Source organism: Saccharopolyspora sp. NPDC050389, assembly GCF_040655595.1.
Lineage (GTDB): Bacteria > Actinomycetota > Actinomycetes > Mycobacteriales > Pseudonocardiaceae > Saccharopolyspora.
Map to the genome: position 1 here is coordinate 79,233 of NZ_JBFAKG010000005.1, position 12,774 is coordinate 92,006.

15 protein-coding genes and 1 pseudogene are annotated in these 12,774 nt (G+C 70.6%); 8 read left to right on the forward strand and 8 right to left on the reverse strand.

Translation table 11 applies throughout. The annotated features are described in order from the left end of the window. Positions 1 to 4 precede the first annotated feature (4 nt). Positions 5 to 268 (reverse strand): annotated as a pseudogene (locus tag AB0I53_RS04735) (HepT-like ribonuclease domain-containing protein); the annotation flags it as partial. Between the two features lie 28 nt (positions 269 to 296). Further along, positions 297 to 512: a nucleotidyltransferase domain-containing protein gene (locus tag AB0I53_RS04740; protein WP_358596447.1), complete on the reverse strand. Its 216-nt coding sequence runs from the start codon at positions 510 to 512 to the stop codon at positions 297 to 299. Positions 513 to 638: 126 nt separating this feature from the next. On the opposite strand from AB0I53_RS04740, the gene AB0I53_RS04745 reads away from it, so the two are divergent. The 4 genes from AB0I53_RS04745 (at position 639) to AB0I53_RS04760 (ending at position 2,306) form a co-directional block, all read left to right on the forward strand. Further along, positions 639 to 869 carry a hypothetical protein gene (locus AB0I53_RS04745; protein WP_358596450.1) on the forward strand — a complete coding sequence of 77 codons (231 nt, stop codon included), beginning with the start codon at positions 639 to 641 and terminating at the stop codon, positions 867 to 869. A gap of 69 nt (positions 870 to 938) precedes the next feature. Then, positions 939 to 1,220, forward strand: coding sequence for a metal-sensitive transcriptional regulator (locus AB0I53_RS04750; protein WP_358596453.1), 282 nt, complete (start codon positions 939 to 941; stop codon positions 1,218 to 1,220). 26 nt (positions 1,221 to 1,246) lie between these two features. Beyond that, positions 1,247 to 1,606 carry a hypothetical protein gene (locus tag AB0I53_RS04755; RefSeq protein WP_358596456.1) on the forward strand — a complete coding sequence of 120 codons (360 nt, stop codon included), beginning with the start codon at positions 1,247 to 1,249 and terminating at the stop codon, positions 1,604 to 1,606. A gap of 79 nt (positions 1,607 to 1,685) precedes the next feature. Next, positions 1,686 to 2,306 (forward strand): DUF305 domain-containing protein, encoded by a 621-nt coding sequence (locus tag AB0I53_RS04760; protein WP_358596459.1) that lies wholly within the window; start codon positions 1,686 to 1,688, stop codon positions 2,304 to 2,306. Positions 2,307 to 2,388: 82 nt separating this feature from the next. Here AB0I53_RS04760 and AB0I53_RS04765 read toward each other — a convergent pair whose 3' ends face one another. Next, a complete protein-coding gene (locus AB0I53_RS04765; RefSeq protein ID WP_358596462.1) occupies positions 2,389 to 2,670 on the reverse strand; it encodes a metal-sensitive transcriptional regulator in 282 nt (93 codons plus the stop codon). Positions 2,671 to 2,910: 240 nt separating this feature from the next. Between AB0I53_RS04765 and AB0I53_RS04770 the strand changes: the two genes are divergently transcribed. The 3 genes from AB0I53_RS04770 (at position 2,911) to AB0I53_RS04780 (ending at position 5,721) form a co-directional block, all read left to right on the forward strand. Continuing rightward, positions 2,911 to 3,201, forward strand: a complete 291-nt coding sequence (locus AB0I53_RS04770; RefSeq protein WP_358596465.1) for a WhiB family transcriptional regulator — start codon at positions 2,911 to 2,913, stop codon at positions 3,199 to 3,201. 354 nt (positions 3,202 to 3,555) lie between these two features. Next, positions 3,556 to 4,818 (forward strand): multidrug effflux MFS transporter, encoded by a 1,263-nt coding sequence (locus AB0I53_RS04775; protein ID WP_358596468.1) that lies wholly within the window; start codon positions 3,556 to 3,558, stop codon positions 4,816 to 4,818. A 93-nt stretch (positions 4,819 to 4,911) separates the two neighbouring features. After that, positions 4,912 to 5,721, forward strand: a complete 810-nt coding sequence (locus AB0I53_RS04780) for an SAM-dependent methyltransferase (RefSeq protein ID WP_358596471.1) — start codon at positions 4,912 to 4,914, stop codon at positions 5,719 to 5,721. Here AB0I53_RS04780 and AB0I53_RS04785 read toward each other — a convergent pair whose 3' ends face one another. Genes AB0I53_RS04785 through AB0I53_RS04805 form a run of 5 tightly spaced genes read right to left on the reverse strand, consistent with a single transcriptional unit; the run spans position 5,722 to position 11,303 of the window. Next, complete coding sequence (locus AB0I53_RS04785) at positions 5,722 to 7,287, reverse strand: D-aminoacylase (protein WP_358596474.1); 1,566 nt, start codon at positions 7,285 to 7,287, stop codon at positions 5,722 to 5,724. It abuts the gene before it with no gap. A gap of 14 nt (positions 7,288 to 7,301) precedes the next feature. Continuing rightward, positions 7,302 to 8,735, reverse strand: a complete 1,434-nt coding sequence (locus AB0I53_RS04790; RefSeq protein ID WP_358596477.1) for a Na+/H+ antiporter NhaC family protein — start codon at positions 8,733 to 8,735, stop codon at positions 7,302 to 7,304. After that, entirely contained in the window at positions 8,732 to 9,850 is a 1,119-nt protein-coding gene (gene menC / locus AB0I53_RS04795; protein WP_358596480.1) for an o-succinylbenzoate synthase, read from the reverse strand. The genes AB0I53_RS04790 and menC overlap by 4 nt, the downstream gene beginning before the upstream one ends. Then, positions 9,847 to 10,521: an SIS domain-containing protein gene (locus AB0I53_RS04800; protein WP_358596483.1), complete on the reverse strand. Its 675-nt coding sequence runs from the start codon at positions 10,519 to 10,521 to the stop codon at positions 9,847 to 9,849. Before AB0I53_RS04800 ends, menC begins: the two co-directional genes overlap by 4 nt. Then, positions 10,518 to 11,303, reverse strand: coding sequence for a hypothetical protein (locus tag AB0I53_RS04805; protein ID WP_358596486.1), 786 nt, complete (start codon positions 11,301 to 11,303; stop codon positions 10,518 to 10,520). The genes AB0I53_RS04800 and AB0I53_RS04805 overlap by 4 nt, the downstream gene beginning before the upstream one ends. Before the next feature lie 140 nt (positions 11,304 to 11,443). On the opposite strand from AB0I53_RS04805, the gene AB0I53_RS04810 reads away from it, so the two are divergent. Further along, positions 11,444 to 12,577 carry a M20/M25/M40 family metallo-hydrolase gene (locus AB0I53_RS04810; protein ID WP_358596489.1) on the forward strand — a complete coding sequence of 378 codons (1,134 nt, stop codon included), beginning with the start codon at positions 11,444 to 11,446 and terminating at the stop codon, positions 12,575 to 12,577. The last annotated feature ends 197 nt before the right edge of the window (positions 12,578 to 12,774 follow it).

The window sequence follows — 12,774 nt, forward strand, 5'->3', positions numbered from 1 at the left end:
CGGCTGCTACCAGGGGCGGCAGATCTTCCTCGATCGTCGACCGCAGGATCGCGTGGGCGGTGTCGAAGTAGCGGTGGGCAAGGTGGTTCCGCATACCGGCCACATCGGCCCACGGAATACCGGGTTCGCGCTTCAGCAGATCGGAATCGATCGCCTTGACCGCTTCGCCGATCTCAATCAAGCGGATCCGGACGGCATCGAACACAAGACCGTCATCCAGGCCGCCTCGGCGAGGGTGATCGGCGATGGCGGCCGCAGCTGCCAGGATGTCTTCGAGGCGTTTGTCGTTCGGCGGCTCACAGTTCGATCGCCTCCGCGAGGACCTCGTGGCGAATCGCTGATTTCAGCGATGAAGCCGGCACCACATCCACGTCCACGCCGAGCAACTCCGCGAGCTCCCTCTGCAGTCCTGCCAGCGACACCAGACCGACCCCGTCCTCCAGATCGACGAGCAGGTCGATATCACTGGTCATGTCGTCCTGGCCGCGCGCGACGCTGCCGAACACCCGCACATTGTGCGCTCCTCGCCGATCTTCATCGGGACCGGCGAGCCCTTCTTGATCTAGCGCAGGGCACGGCCGGGCCGTTCGCGCCGCCTACACTCGCAGGGGCGAGCATCTGCAGGAAGGGACCCCGGAGTGATCAACAAGAGTCGGCTCACTGTGCTGCTGGTGCGCACGGCACTGTTCTTCGTCGCCGCCGTGGTGCTGGGCTTCATCTACGACTGGCCGTCGTTCGCGGTCATCGCGGCGGTGCTGACCGGCGCCGCCACGCTGGTGCAGCTCGGCGGGGTGCTGTGGCTGCGGCGCACCGAGCGCCGCGACCCGGAGTCGGCGAAGGAGCCGGTCAGGACGGACGGCTTCCTCTGAGGCCACCTTGCCAGCGCTACCCCCTGGGGGTATAACGGAGGTATCGCCGAGTACCCCGAGGAGGTCGCGATGCACGGCTACACGCAGAACAAGGACGACTACGCCAAGCGACTGCGCCGCATCGAGGGCCAGGTGCGCGGCCTGGCCCGGATGATCGACAACGACGAGTACTGCATCGACGTGCTGACCCAGGTCTCGGCGACCACCAAGGCCCTGCAGGCGGTGGCCCTCGGGCTGCTGGACGAGCACCTCCAGCACTGCGTGTCCGAAGCGGTGGCCGAGGGCGGCGAGCAGGCCGACGAGAAGATCCGCGAGGCCAGCGACGCGATCGCCCGGCTCGTCAGGTCCTGAAACCCAGCCCCGGTATGGTTGGTGTCGTGCAGGCGCGTTCGAGGCTCGTGCGTTGGGGACTGTTGATAGTCCTCGCGCTCGGTGTGGTGCTGATGCACCACGTGCCCGCGCAACACCACCAGCCCCATCCGCCCGCCGCGGTAGCCATGCACACCGCGATGCCGGCCGAGCACAACGAACCGCCCGCAGCGCCGGATCACGGCCTGCTGCACCTGTGCCTGGCGATCGCCGCCGGGTTCATCGCGCTCCTCCTCCCCCTTCTGCGCCGCATCGCCAGCGCCTCGGCAGAGACTCCGAAGCCGCTCGCGATAACGGCGTTCACCCGCTTCCGGCCGCCCACTCCGGTACCTCGGCGGTTAGCGGTGTTGTGCGTGCTTCGGCGCTGATCGGCAGCTGAGCGGCCACGGATCACCGTGGCCTGCTTCCGCACGCCTTTCTCAGCTCACGAAAGACGAGGACAACACCATGAAGCGCACGCGCGTGCTCACCGCTGCCATCGGCGCGGTCGCGGCGGCGGCCGTCCTGGCCGGCTGCGGCGGCGGTGACGACATGAACAACATGCCCGGCCACGGGGCGCCGACCAGCGCCACCCAGCCCGGGGCCAACCCGCAGGCGGCGAACAACGCGGCCGACGTCACCTTCGCGCAGGGCATGATCCCGCACCACGAGCAGGCGATCGAGATGTCCCGGCTGGCTCCGGAGCGGGCGCAGTCCGAGGAGGTCAAGAACCTGGCCCGGCAGATCGAAGCCGCGCAAGGCCCGGAGATCCAGACGCTCACCGGCTGGCTGCGCGACTGGGGCGCCCCGGCGTCCATGCCCGGCATGGACCACGGCGCCATGGGCCACGGCGACATGGGCGGCATGATGTCGGGCACCGAGATGCAGCAGCTCGAACAGGCCCGCGGCGCGGAGTTCGACCGGCAGTTCCTGACGCTGATGATCAAGCACCACGAGGGCGCGGTCGCCATGGCGCGCACCGAGCTCGGCAGCGGCCAGTTCCCGGCCGCGAAGCAGATGGCGCAGCAGATCATCGACAGCCAGCAAGCCGAGATCGACACCATGCAAGGCCTGCTCCCCCAGGGCTGACCGCCCGAAGCGAGGGGCACCCGCGACCAGGTCGCGGGTGCCCCTCACCAACCACTCGGCTTCGGCGCGGCGGCGGCGCGGGTCAGGACTTGACCAGCCGCGCGATCGCCTCGCTCGCCTCGCGCACCTTCTCGTCGGCGTTCTTCCCGCCCTCGGCCAGCGCCTCGGCGACGCAGTGCTTGAGGTGCTCGTCCAGCAGCCGCAGCGACACCGCCTGCAGGCCCTTGGTGGCCGCGGAGATCTGGGTCAGGATGTCGATGCAGTACTTGTCCTCCTCGATCATCCGGGCCAACCCGCGGACCTGTCCCTCGATGCGCGCCAAGCGCTTCAGGTAGTTGTCCTTGTCTCCGGTGTATCCGTGCATCGCCGCTCCCATCGCCGCCGGTCCGGCCTAGAGAGTACCCCCGACCGGTAGTGGGGCGGCCGGATCGAGGACGAGCACCGTCCGCTGTGGACACCCGACCCGTTGGCCGGGTACGCGACCGGACAGGTGAGTCTTTCTCGATCAACCCGGCCGCGTTTCCCGGCGACACGTGTAGCGGGGCGCCGCGGCGGGTAGATCGACTGGGCGTCGGCGAAAGCGAGATCACCGGAGGTGGTAGCAGTGGCCGCAACAGCTCGGTTGCCCAAACCGGTCAGCGAAACCTGGCGCTGGCAGCTCCAGGCGGCCTGCCGCGACGCCAGCACAAGCCGGTTCTTCCACCCGGAGAACGAACGCGGCAGCGCCCGCGACAACCGCGAACGCCGGGCGAAGAGCATCTGCCGGAAGTGCCCGGTCATGTGGCAGTGCCGCGCCCACGCGCTGAAGGCCCGCGAACCCTACGGAGTCTGGGGCGGCCTGGGCGAGCGCGAGCGGCGGGACCTCATCGCCGCCGGCGGGCGAGCCGCCGCCTAGTGCCCGCGCGCCGCAAGGGCGATTTCGCGCGAAATCGGTGGCCCGCGCACGAGAGGATTGTCGATTTCGCGCGAAATCGCCGCCGGAGCGAACCGGTGTTGCGGCACCGTTTCGCCCCTGGAAATTCATTTGACATTTTTCCCAACAGTATTTCAGTCCACAATGGATATTTAGCGACGTTAACTTAAATCGGTCGAAATCCGGCGCAGCTCAAAGAGTTCCAGCCCAATCACGACCGATGTAGCCCGCATCACAGCGAATTCGCCGCGACACCGGGAACAAAAAGATCCACCCGGTCGCTGAAGCCCGCGTCAGATTCCACAAATCTTCCCGTGGTGAATTCGAAAGGTAACGATGGACAACGTTGCGGTGCAGAGCCCACCGGAGGCACACCGTGCGCAACCGGTGACCGAAGAGCCGACCGGATTCGACCGATTCCGGGTAATCCTCGTGCTGGGGGCGCTGATCGCCCTCGGACCCCTGACCATCGACATGTACCTGCCGGCGCTGCCGGCGATCGGCAACGACCTGCAGGCCTCCGCGTCCACCGTGCAGCTGACCCTCACCGGCACGCTGCTCGGACTCGGCTTCGGCCAGCTGCTGATCGGCCCGTTCTCCGACATCGTCGGCCGGCGGATCCCGCTGATCGCGGGCACCGCGGTGCACATCGTGGCGTCGGTGGCCTGCCTCATCGCGCCGAACGTCGCGGTGCTGGGCGTCCTGCGCGCGCTCCAGGGCGTCGGTGCGGCCGCCACGATGGTCGTCGCGCTGGCCGTCGTGCGCGACCTGTTCAGCGGGCGGACCGCCGCCACCGCGATGTCCCGCCTGATGCTGGTGATGGGCGTGGCACCGATCCTCGCGCCGACGCTGGGCGGCGCCATCCTGCTGGCCGGATCGTGGCGCGGCGTGTTCGGCGCGCTGGCGATCATCGGCGCGGGCCTGCTGGTCGTCGCCATCTTCGCGCTGAAGGAGACGCTGCCGCCGGAGCGCCGCCAGGTCGCGGAGTTCCGGCCGGTGCTGCGCACCTACCGGACGCTGCTCACCGACCGCGACTTCGTGCTGCTGGCGATCGTGGCGGCGCTGGCGATGTCGGCGCTGTTCTCCTACATCTCCGGTTCGTCGTTCGTGCTGCAGGAGCAGTTCGGCCTCAACCAGCAGGCGTTCGGGCTGGTCTTCGGCATCGGCGCGGTGGCGCTCATCGGGGCGTCGCAGTTCAACGTCGTGCTGCTCAACCGGTACACACCGAAGCAGATCGTCACCGGCGCGCTGGTGGCCGCGACCGCCGCAGGCCTGGTGCTGACGGCGCTGACCACCACCGGAACCGGCGGGCTGTACGGGTTCATCGTGCCGCTGTGGCTGGTGCTGGGCGCGATGGGCTTCGTGCTGCCGAACGCCCCGGCGCTCGCGCTGTCCCGGCACGGCGAGGCCGCCGGGACCGCCGCCGCGCTGCTCGGTGCCGGGCAGTTCGGCCTCGGGGCGCTGATCGCGCCGCTGGTCGGCGTCCTCGGCAACGACGGCCCGGCGATGGCGATCACCATGACCGGCGGCGCGGCGGTCGCCCTGCTGGCCCTCGGCGTGGTGGTCAAGCTCGACCGGCGAGCCGAAACCGCGGTGTGATCCGGCAGCCGTCCTCGGAGACAGGACATAACGGGCGGGGTTAGCATCACGGCTGGGTGGCGGAAAACGTCGCCCAGCCGTGAGGAGGACCGGATGCCGCAGCTGCCGACCGAGCCGGAGAGCATCGATCTCGAGAAGCCCAACGCGGCCCGGGTCTACGACTACTACCTCGGCGGCAACCACAACTTCGCGATCGACCGCCAGATGGCCGAGGAGGCCATCCGGATGTGGCCGGAGCTGCCGCTGATCATGCAGGCCAACCGCGCCTTCCTGCGGCGGGCCGTGCAGTACTGCGCCGACCAGGGCATCCACCAGTTCCTCGACCTCGGCTCGGGCATCCCGACGGTCGGCAACGTGCACGAGGTCGCCCAGCAGGAGGCGCCCGGCGCCCGCGTGGTCTACGTGGACACCGATCCGGTCGCGGTGGCCTACAGCAAGAACCTGCTGCGGAACAACCCGAACGCCTCGATCATCCGCGCGGACCTGCGCGAACCGGACGGGGTGCTCGACTCGCCGGAGGTCGCCGACCTGCTCGACCTCAGCCAGCCGGTGGCGCTGATGATGGTCGCGGTGCTGCACTTCGTCGGCGACGAGGCCCGGCCCTACGAGATCGTCGCCAAGTACCGGGACGCGCTCGCGCCCGGCAGCTTCCTGGTCCTCTCGCACGCGGCCCCCGAGGGCCGGCCCGACGTGGCGTCGTCCCACGCCGACCTCTACCGCCAGCGCACGGCGACCCCGATGACCATGCGCCACAAGGCGGAGGTCAAGGCGTTCTTCGAAGGCTTCGAACTGCTGGAGCCGGGCGTGGTGCCCCTGCCGCTGTGGCGCCCGGCGGCCGAGGCGGACGTCGACGCCCACCCGGAACGCTTCACCGGCCTCGCCGGAGTCGGCCGCAAATCCTGATCACGCCGCCGGGGTCAGCACCGCTCCCCCGCGGCGGTCCGTGGCGCTGCCGTCGAGCAGCACCGGCACGCCGTTGACCAGCACCGTCGAGCAGCCCGTCGCCAGCTGCCACGGCTGCTCGAAGGTCGAGTTGTCGATGATCTCGTCGGGATCGAACACGGCGATGTCGGCGGCCTTGCCCGCCGCCAGCACCCCCCGGTCGGTCAGCCGGGCGCGGGCGGCGGGCAGCGCGGCCATCTTCCGCACCGCGTCCTCGATCGAAAGCACCCCGCGCTCGCGCACGTAGCGCCCGAGCACCCGCGCGTACGTGCCGAAGCTGCGCGGGTGCGGGCGGCCCTCGCCCCGCTCGGTCAGGGTCCAGCCGTCGCTGGCCACCGACACCCACGGGTGCCGGAGCACCGTTTCGACATCCGCCTCACTCATCGCGTGGTTCACGATCGCCACGTTCGCCGCGTGCTCCTCCAGCACCCGCAGCGCCGCCTCGGCGGGATCGGTGCCCGCGCGGCGGCCGATCTCGGCGATCGACAAGCCCATGTGCGGGCTTTCCGCGCCGATCGGCAGGTCGGCGATGATCACGCCTTCCGGGTCGACGTCGCGGCCGAACCTCGCTCGCAACCCGGCGGCGATGCGCTCCCGGGTGGCGGAGTCGGCGAGCCGCGCCAGGAGCGCATCCTTGCCGCCGTCGACCGCCCACGCCGGCAGCCGGGACACCAGCGAGGTGCTGGATGCGGTGTACGGGTAGACGTCGGCGGCGACGTCCACACCCCTTTCCCGGGCCGCGTCGATGAGTGCGAGCGCCTCGACGACCTTGCCGTGGTTCTCCGGCCCCATCGCCTTGAGGTGCGAGAGCTCCAGCCGCGCACCGGAAAGCTCCGCGGCCTCGATCGCTTCGCGCACCGCGTCGAGCAACGTCGCCGCCTCGTTGCGCATGTGCGTCGAGTACAGCAGCCCGGCCGACGCCGCCGCGGCGACCAGCGCGCGCACCTCGGCGGCGTCCGCGAACACGCCCGGCGCGTAGATCAGGCCGGTGGAGAAGCCCACGACTCCTTGCTGCGCGGCGGTTTTCACCAGCGCGCACATCCGCGCCAGCTCGTCCTCATCCGGTGCGCGGTCGACGTCTCCGAGCACCGCGAGGCGCACCGCGTTGTGCCCGACCTGGAGCCCGACGTTCAGGGCCGCGCCGTCGACGATCTCGCGGAAACCCGCCGCGTCGCGCCAGTTCCAGCTCAGCGCGCGGTCGTCGATGATGCTCGCCCGGCGGATCAGGCCCAGGTCGGTGAACGGGAACGGCGAATGCCCGCAGTTGCCGGTGATCAGCGTCGTGACGCCCTGGTGGATCTGCGTGCTCGCGCCGGGATTTCCTTCCAGGGTGTAGTCGGCGTGCGAGTGCAGATCGATGAAGCCCGGCGCGACGACCTGCCCGGTGGCGTCGATCTCCCGCCTCCCGGCCAGCTTCTCGGTGCTGACCTCGGCGATCCGGTCGCCGACGACGCCGACGTTGCCGCGCCGTCGCGGCGAGCCGGTCCCGTCGACGACGTCGCCGCCGTTGATCACGATGTCGAACATGGAGCCTCTCCCGGTCAGCTGGTTTCGAAGAACAGGATCGCGGCGTACATCAGGCAGCACGGCACGAGCAGCGCGAAGCCGGTCAGCAGCGTGTTCTTCAGGTTGGTGGAACGCGCCAGGCTCATCGCGCTGACCATGTTGGCGTTCGGGAACGGCCCGTAGGTGTCCGCCTTGGACGCGAACAGCAGCACCACGACCCAAGCTCCGGTGGTGACCCCGACGCTCGCCGCGAGCTCGCCGAAGACCTTGTCCAGCAACACCACCTGCGCGGCGGTGGCGCCGGGCACGCCGACCCAGCCGAGCGCGGCGATCACCAGCGCGAACACGAACGGCGGCAGGCCCTGCAGGTCGGCGCCGTAGGTGTCGAGTACGACCTGGAACGGCTGCAGCTCGTCGATCGCGGCGAACAGCACCGCCAGCAGCCAGAACAGCAGGAACACGTTCACCAGCCCCGCCGCGCCGCGGTACATCTGGGCGGCGATCTGCGTCGGGCCGAGCCCGCCGGCCAGCCCGGCCACGATGCCCAGCACCGGCAGCGCGAGCAGCGGGAAGGTGGTGCCGGCACCCGAGACGATCGCGTACGCGACGCTGGCGACGAGGGCGATGCCGAACGCCGCGGTCGCACGGCCGCTGCCGCGCACTGGTTCCTCGTCGGTGGCGCCGAGATCGGCCGGGTCGTACTCGTCGCCGGTGCCCGCAGTGCGCCGCTGCATCCACGGCACGATCAGCAGCCCGGCGACCAGCGACAGCACCGCCAGCGGCCCCGCCCCGTACAGCAGGTACTGCAGGTAGCCGACCTCGGCGGCGCTCATGATGGCGACGTTGGAGCCGGCGAACGGCGCGAGTGCGAGACCGGCGCAGCCGCCGATGAACATCATCGAGGCGGTCGCGGAGCGGGTGAAGCCGAGCCGGGCGACGATCGGCAGCAGCAGCGGAGCGGCGATGGCCAGCGCGCCGGCGAGGGTGCCGAGGCTGGCGACGAGGATGAGGCAGGAGACCATCACGCCCAGCGTCGCGGCGGTGCGGCTGCGGTCGCCGACCACGCGCATCACGCCGCGCACGATGGTCGCCGCGATGCCGGTGGTGCGCAGGATCTCGCCGACACCGGCGCCGAGCATGATCACCAGGCCGATCACGGTGACCTGTTCGCCGAGCGATTCGCCGAGCAGCTCGCCGACCGCGGCGGGCGTCGGCAGCATGATCAGCAACGCGGAGATCACCGCCACGACGGTGGCCACGATGATGTCCATGCCGAGGAGCGCGAGCACGGCGTAGAGCACGATCGGCACCAGGCCCCACAGCGTCGGCGCCTGCGCGAACGGTCCGACGGCCGCGGACAGCACGAGTCCCGTGATGGCGCTGGAGGTGATGGTCAGGGTTCGGACGCGGGACCGTCCGGCGGGGGCATCCGCGCCCGGCGAGGCGTCGGCACTGTCCACATTGCTCATGAGGAGTGCTTTCTGTGGGTCTGGTGGCTGTGCTGGGCGATGAAGTCCTCGTCGACCTCGACGCCTAGCCCCGGGGTGGTGGGCACGGCGACCGCCCCGTGCTGCGCGACCAGCGGCGGGATCACCACGTCGCGGGCGTAGTACTTGTCGGACGCCGAAACGTCCGACGGCAGGGTGAAACCGGGCAGGCTGGACAGCGCGACGTTGGCGATGCGGCCGATGCCGAACTCGTGCATCCCGCCGCACCACACCGGCCAGCCCGCGTCGCGGGCCAGGTCGTGCGCGGCGACCGCGGCGGTCAGCCCGCCCATCCGGGAAGCCTTGATGTTGAGGATCCGCCCGGCCCGCAGCGCGATCGCGGTGCGCAGATCGTCCAGGGTGTCGACGGATTCGTCAAGGCACACAGGGGTTTCGATGCTCTCCTGCAGCTGCGCGGACGGCAGCAGCGCGCGCGGCGCGAACGGCTGCTCGATCATGGCCAGCTCGAAGTTGTCCAGTTCCCGCAGCGCCGCCCGGTGCTCCGGGATGTCGAGGTAGGCACCGTTGGCGTCGACGTGCAGGTTCAGCGCCGGGAACGCGGCGCGGACCTGCTTCACCGGTTCGACGTCCCAGCCCGGCGCGATCTTCAGCTTCACCCGCGGATACCCGGCGTCGACCTGCCGCCGCACCTGTTCGAGCAGCTCGTCGATGGTGCGCTCGATGCCCAGCGACACCCCGGCCACGACGGTTTCCCGGTCGCCGCCAAGCGCTTTCGCCAGCGGCACGCCGTTCAGCCCGCTCCACAGCGCCCATCCTGCGGCGTCGACGCCGGCGGCGGCGAAGCGGTTCCCACGCACCTTCCCGTAGAGCTCGGCGAGCCGACTCGGGTGCTCGACCTCGCGGCCGAGGATGGCGGGCAGCAGGTACTCGGTGGCGATCAGCCAGCTGGTCTCGACGGTGTCCGGCGCGTAGAACGGGTCGGACGGCGAGGCGATCTCGCCCCAGCCCACCGCGCCGGTCTCGTCGACGAGCCGCACCAGGATGTGCTCCAGGTGGTTCTTGCGGTGCGAGCTGGTCTGGAAGCTGTGCTTCAGCGGAAGCCGAACGCGGTGCAGCGTCGCACTGTCGATCTTCACGGGTTCTCCGATTCGGGGTTGTCGGCCTCGTCCAGGTAGATCCCCAGGGAGCGGGAGAAGCGGTCCCGCTCGCCGAGGCGGCGTTGGGCGCCCTTGGCGCTCGCGGTGGTCAGGGTGGCCAGCACGTGGGCGACGGCGGCGACGGCGGTCGGCGAGTCCGAATAGGACGCGCTCTCGGTCGGCACGACGATCATCGCGTCGGCGACCGCGGCCAGCGGCGCGTCCTCGGCGTCGGTGACCACCACCAGCGCGCCGCCTGCGGCGGCGAACTGGCGGGCCACCTCGACGCTTTCGCGGCGGTAGCGGCGCAGCGAGAAGACGACCAGCACGTCGCTGGAGCGCACCTCGGTCAGCACGTCGATGGCCTGCACGATCCGGCCGTCGATGGTGGTCACGTTCGACAGCGACGCGCCCAGATCGGCGGCCAGCAGGCACGCGTAGCCGAAGGACTTGCCCGCGCCCAGGATGAACCGGCGGCGGGCGCCCACCACCAGTGCGGCGGCCCGCTCCACCGATCCGTCGTGGCCGATCGACGCCATCACCGCGTCCAGCGACCGGATCTCCTGCTCGACGACGCGTTGTTGCAGGACGGCCGCCGAGCGGCGCTGCACCCGCGCGTCGAAGCGCTGGCGGGGGCTGGCGAGGTCGCGGTTGGCGTTGCGGGCGGTCACGTTCGGCTCCGATCGTCGGCCGGTGGGGCGAACCAGTAAACCGAGGTCTCCGCCGAGACCTGGCGGCAGGACCGGGCGACGAGCCCCCGTGCCAGGAACTCGTGGAAACCCGCGCGCACCGCGGCACGCACCTCGGCGTCCTCGGCCGGGTCCAGCAGCGTCGGATCGGTCGGCAGCGCGAGCCAGCCGTGCGCGCCCCGGTGCCGGCATCGGCCCCAGTCGGCGCGGGTGGCGGGCGGGTTCGGGCCGGTCGTCGCGGCCGGGCTGGGCGGCCGTTCGAGATCCCACTCGACGACCACCCGGTCCGAGCGCTCGTGCAGGTAGAAGTCGTCGACGTACCAGCGGCCCCGGGCACCGAGGACGTCCAGGTTGAAATGCGCGTTGCGGGAGATCAGCGGGTCGTAGGACCAGCGCATGAAGCGCATGCCGGTTTCGCGCGCGACGACCGCCTGCGCCAGCTTCAGCCTGCGGCCCAGCCCGAGGCCCTGGCTCTCCGGCGCGACGACCGCTGCCTGCGAGTAGTGGTACATGCCTTCGCCGTCACCGCCTCGCATCCCGTAGGCGAAGCCGAGCAAGGTGCCGTCGGCGGCGACAGCGCCGACGGCGGAGCCGCCGTTGCGCAGCAGCCCGGTCAGCAGCGGCGGGCTCAGCCCGACGTCGGGATTCTGGTAACCGAAGACGCGCCGGTACAGCGCGGCGGCCTGCCGCTGCAGCTCGGCGGTGTCCAGGTCCTGCACGACGAAGTCGCCGGCCAGGACAGCCGATTCCGGTCCGCGCCCCACGACTCCTCCTCGCCCGGCGCATCGGGATGAACACCCGCTGCAACCGAACATATGAAACGTAACTTCGACAAGATGATTCGACAGTTCCATTTTGTCAACAGGGTTGCCGCACGAAACTTCGCGTTATACGTTCCGTATCTGTGACTGATGCGTTGATCGATGCCCCGGCCGCCGACGCCGCGCGGATGCGTGACCGGCTGCACCGCTACGTCCGGCTGGAGACGCCGAGCGGGGACGCGCCCGCGCTCGACGCCCTGCTCGACCTGCTGGAGCAGCGCTACGCCGAGCTCGGCGCCCGCACCGAACGACGCGCGCACGCCACCGGCGCGAACCTGCTCGCGCACTTCCCCGGCACCGGGGGCCGGCAAGGCGAGCGGCCGATCCTGTGCCTGGGGCATCACGACACGGTGTGGCCGGCCGGCACGCTCGACGGCGCGGTGCCGTGGCTGGAGCGGGACGGCCGCATCCACGGGCCGGGTGTCTACGACATGAAGGGTGGGCTCGTCGTCTTCGAAACCGCGCTGGAACTGCTCACCCGGGCCGAGCACCGGCCGATCACGATGATCGTGGTGGCCGACGAGGAGGTCGGGTCGCCATCGGCGCGCGAACTGGTCGCCGAGCACTGTGCGAACGCGGTTGCGGCGCTCGGCTTCGAGCCGCCGCACCCGGACGGCGCGGTGAAGACCGCCCGCTGGGGCAGCACCCGCGCGCGCATCCACGTGACCGGCCGGGAATCGCACGCGGCGCTGGCGCCGGAGGACGGCGCGTCGGCGATCGAGGAGCTGATCGACCAGTTGCTGGCCGTGCGCCGGATCGCCGCCGCTCACCCGGACATGCTGTGCAACGTCGGCACCATCGCGGGCGGCGGCCGGACCAACGTGGTCCCGGGCGAGGCGTGGTGCGAGATCGGCATGCGATTCACCGACACCTCGACCGAACGCTCCGTGCTGGCCGCCCTGCAAGCCCTGAGCCCGATCCGCCCCGGCACCACCGTCGCTGCGGACATCCTCACCAGCCGTCCGGTGTGGACGGAGCCGGAGTCGGGCGAGCTCATCGAGGCGCTGACCCGCGCGGCACGGGCGGTCGGGCAGGAGGTCTCGGGCCGGCCGGCCTCGGGGGCGGCGGACACCAATCTGACGGGATCCCTCGGGGTCCCCAGCCTCGACGGCCTCGGTCCGGTCGGCCGCGGCGCGCACGCCCCGGACGAGCAGATCGTCGCGGCCTCCCTACCCGAGCGAGCGGCCCTCGTCGCCTCGCTGCTCGCCCACCTGTGACCCGTGCGTGTTTTTAGTGGCTATCAAGCCTGTTTTGGAACTCGTTCTACCTGGCGGTTCCGGTGGCTACCCCAGCGGAGTGGCCTGGTTCTACCTCGCCAACTGGTGTGAAGTGAACGGACTGTTCACCTCGCTAGACGAGACGAACAGTCCGTTCACTCCATTCACCTGACGTGGGCCCCGGGCTGCCGATGTGA

Coding starts and splice junctions, on each gene's coding strand:
- AB0I53_RS04750 (WP_358596453.1), top strand. CDS start 939: ATGCACGGCTACACGCAGAACAAGGACGACTACGCCAAGCGACTGCGC.
- AB0I53_RS04785 (WP_358596474.1), bottom strand. CDS start 7,287: ATGTTCGACATCGTGATCAACGGCGGCGACGTCGTCGACGGGACCGGC.
- AB0I53_RS04765 (WP_358596462.1), bottom strand. CDS start 2,670: ATGCACGGATACACCGGAGACAAGGACAACTACCTGAAGCGCTTGGCG.
- AB0I53_RS04775 (WP_358596468.1), top strand. CDS start 3,556: ATGGACAACGTTGCGGTGCAGAGCCCACCGGAGGCACACCGTGCGCAA.
- AB0I53_RS04790 (WP_358596477.1), bottom strand. CDS start 8,735: ATGAGCAATGTGGACAGTGCCGACGCCTCGCCGGGCGCGGATGCCCCC.
- AB0I53_RS04760 (WP_358596459.1), top strand. CDS start 1,686: ATGAAGCGCACGCGCGTGCTCACCGCTGCCATCGGCGCGGTCGCGGCG.
- AB0I53_RS04780 (WP_358596471.1), top strand. CDS start 4,912: ATGCCGCAGCTGCCGACCGAGCCGGAGAGCATCGATCTCGAGAAGCCC.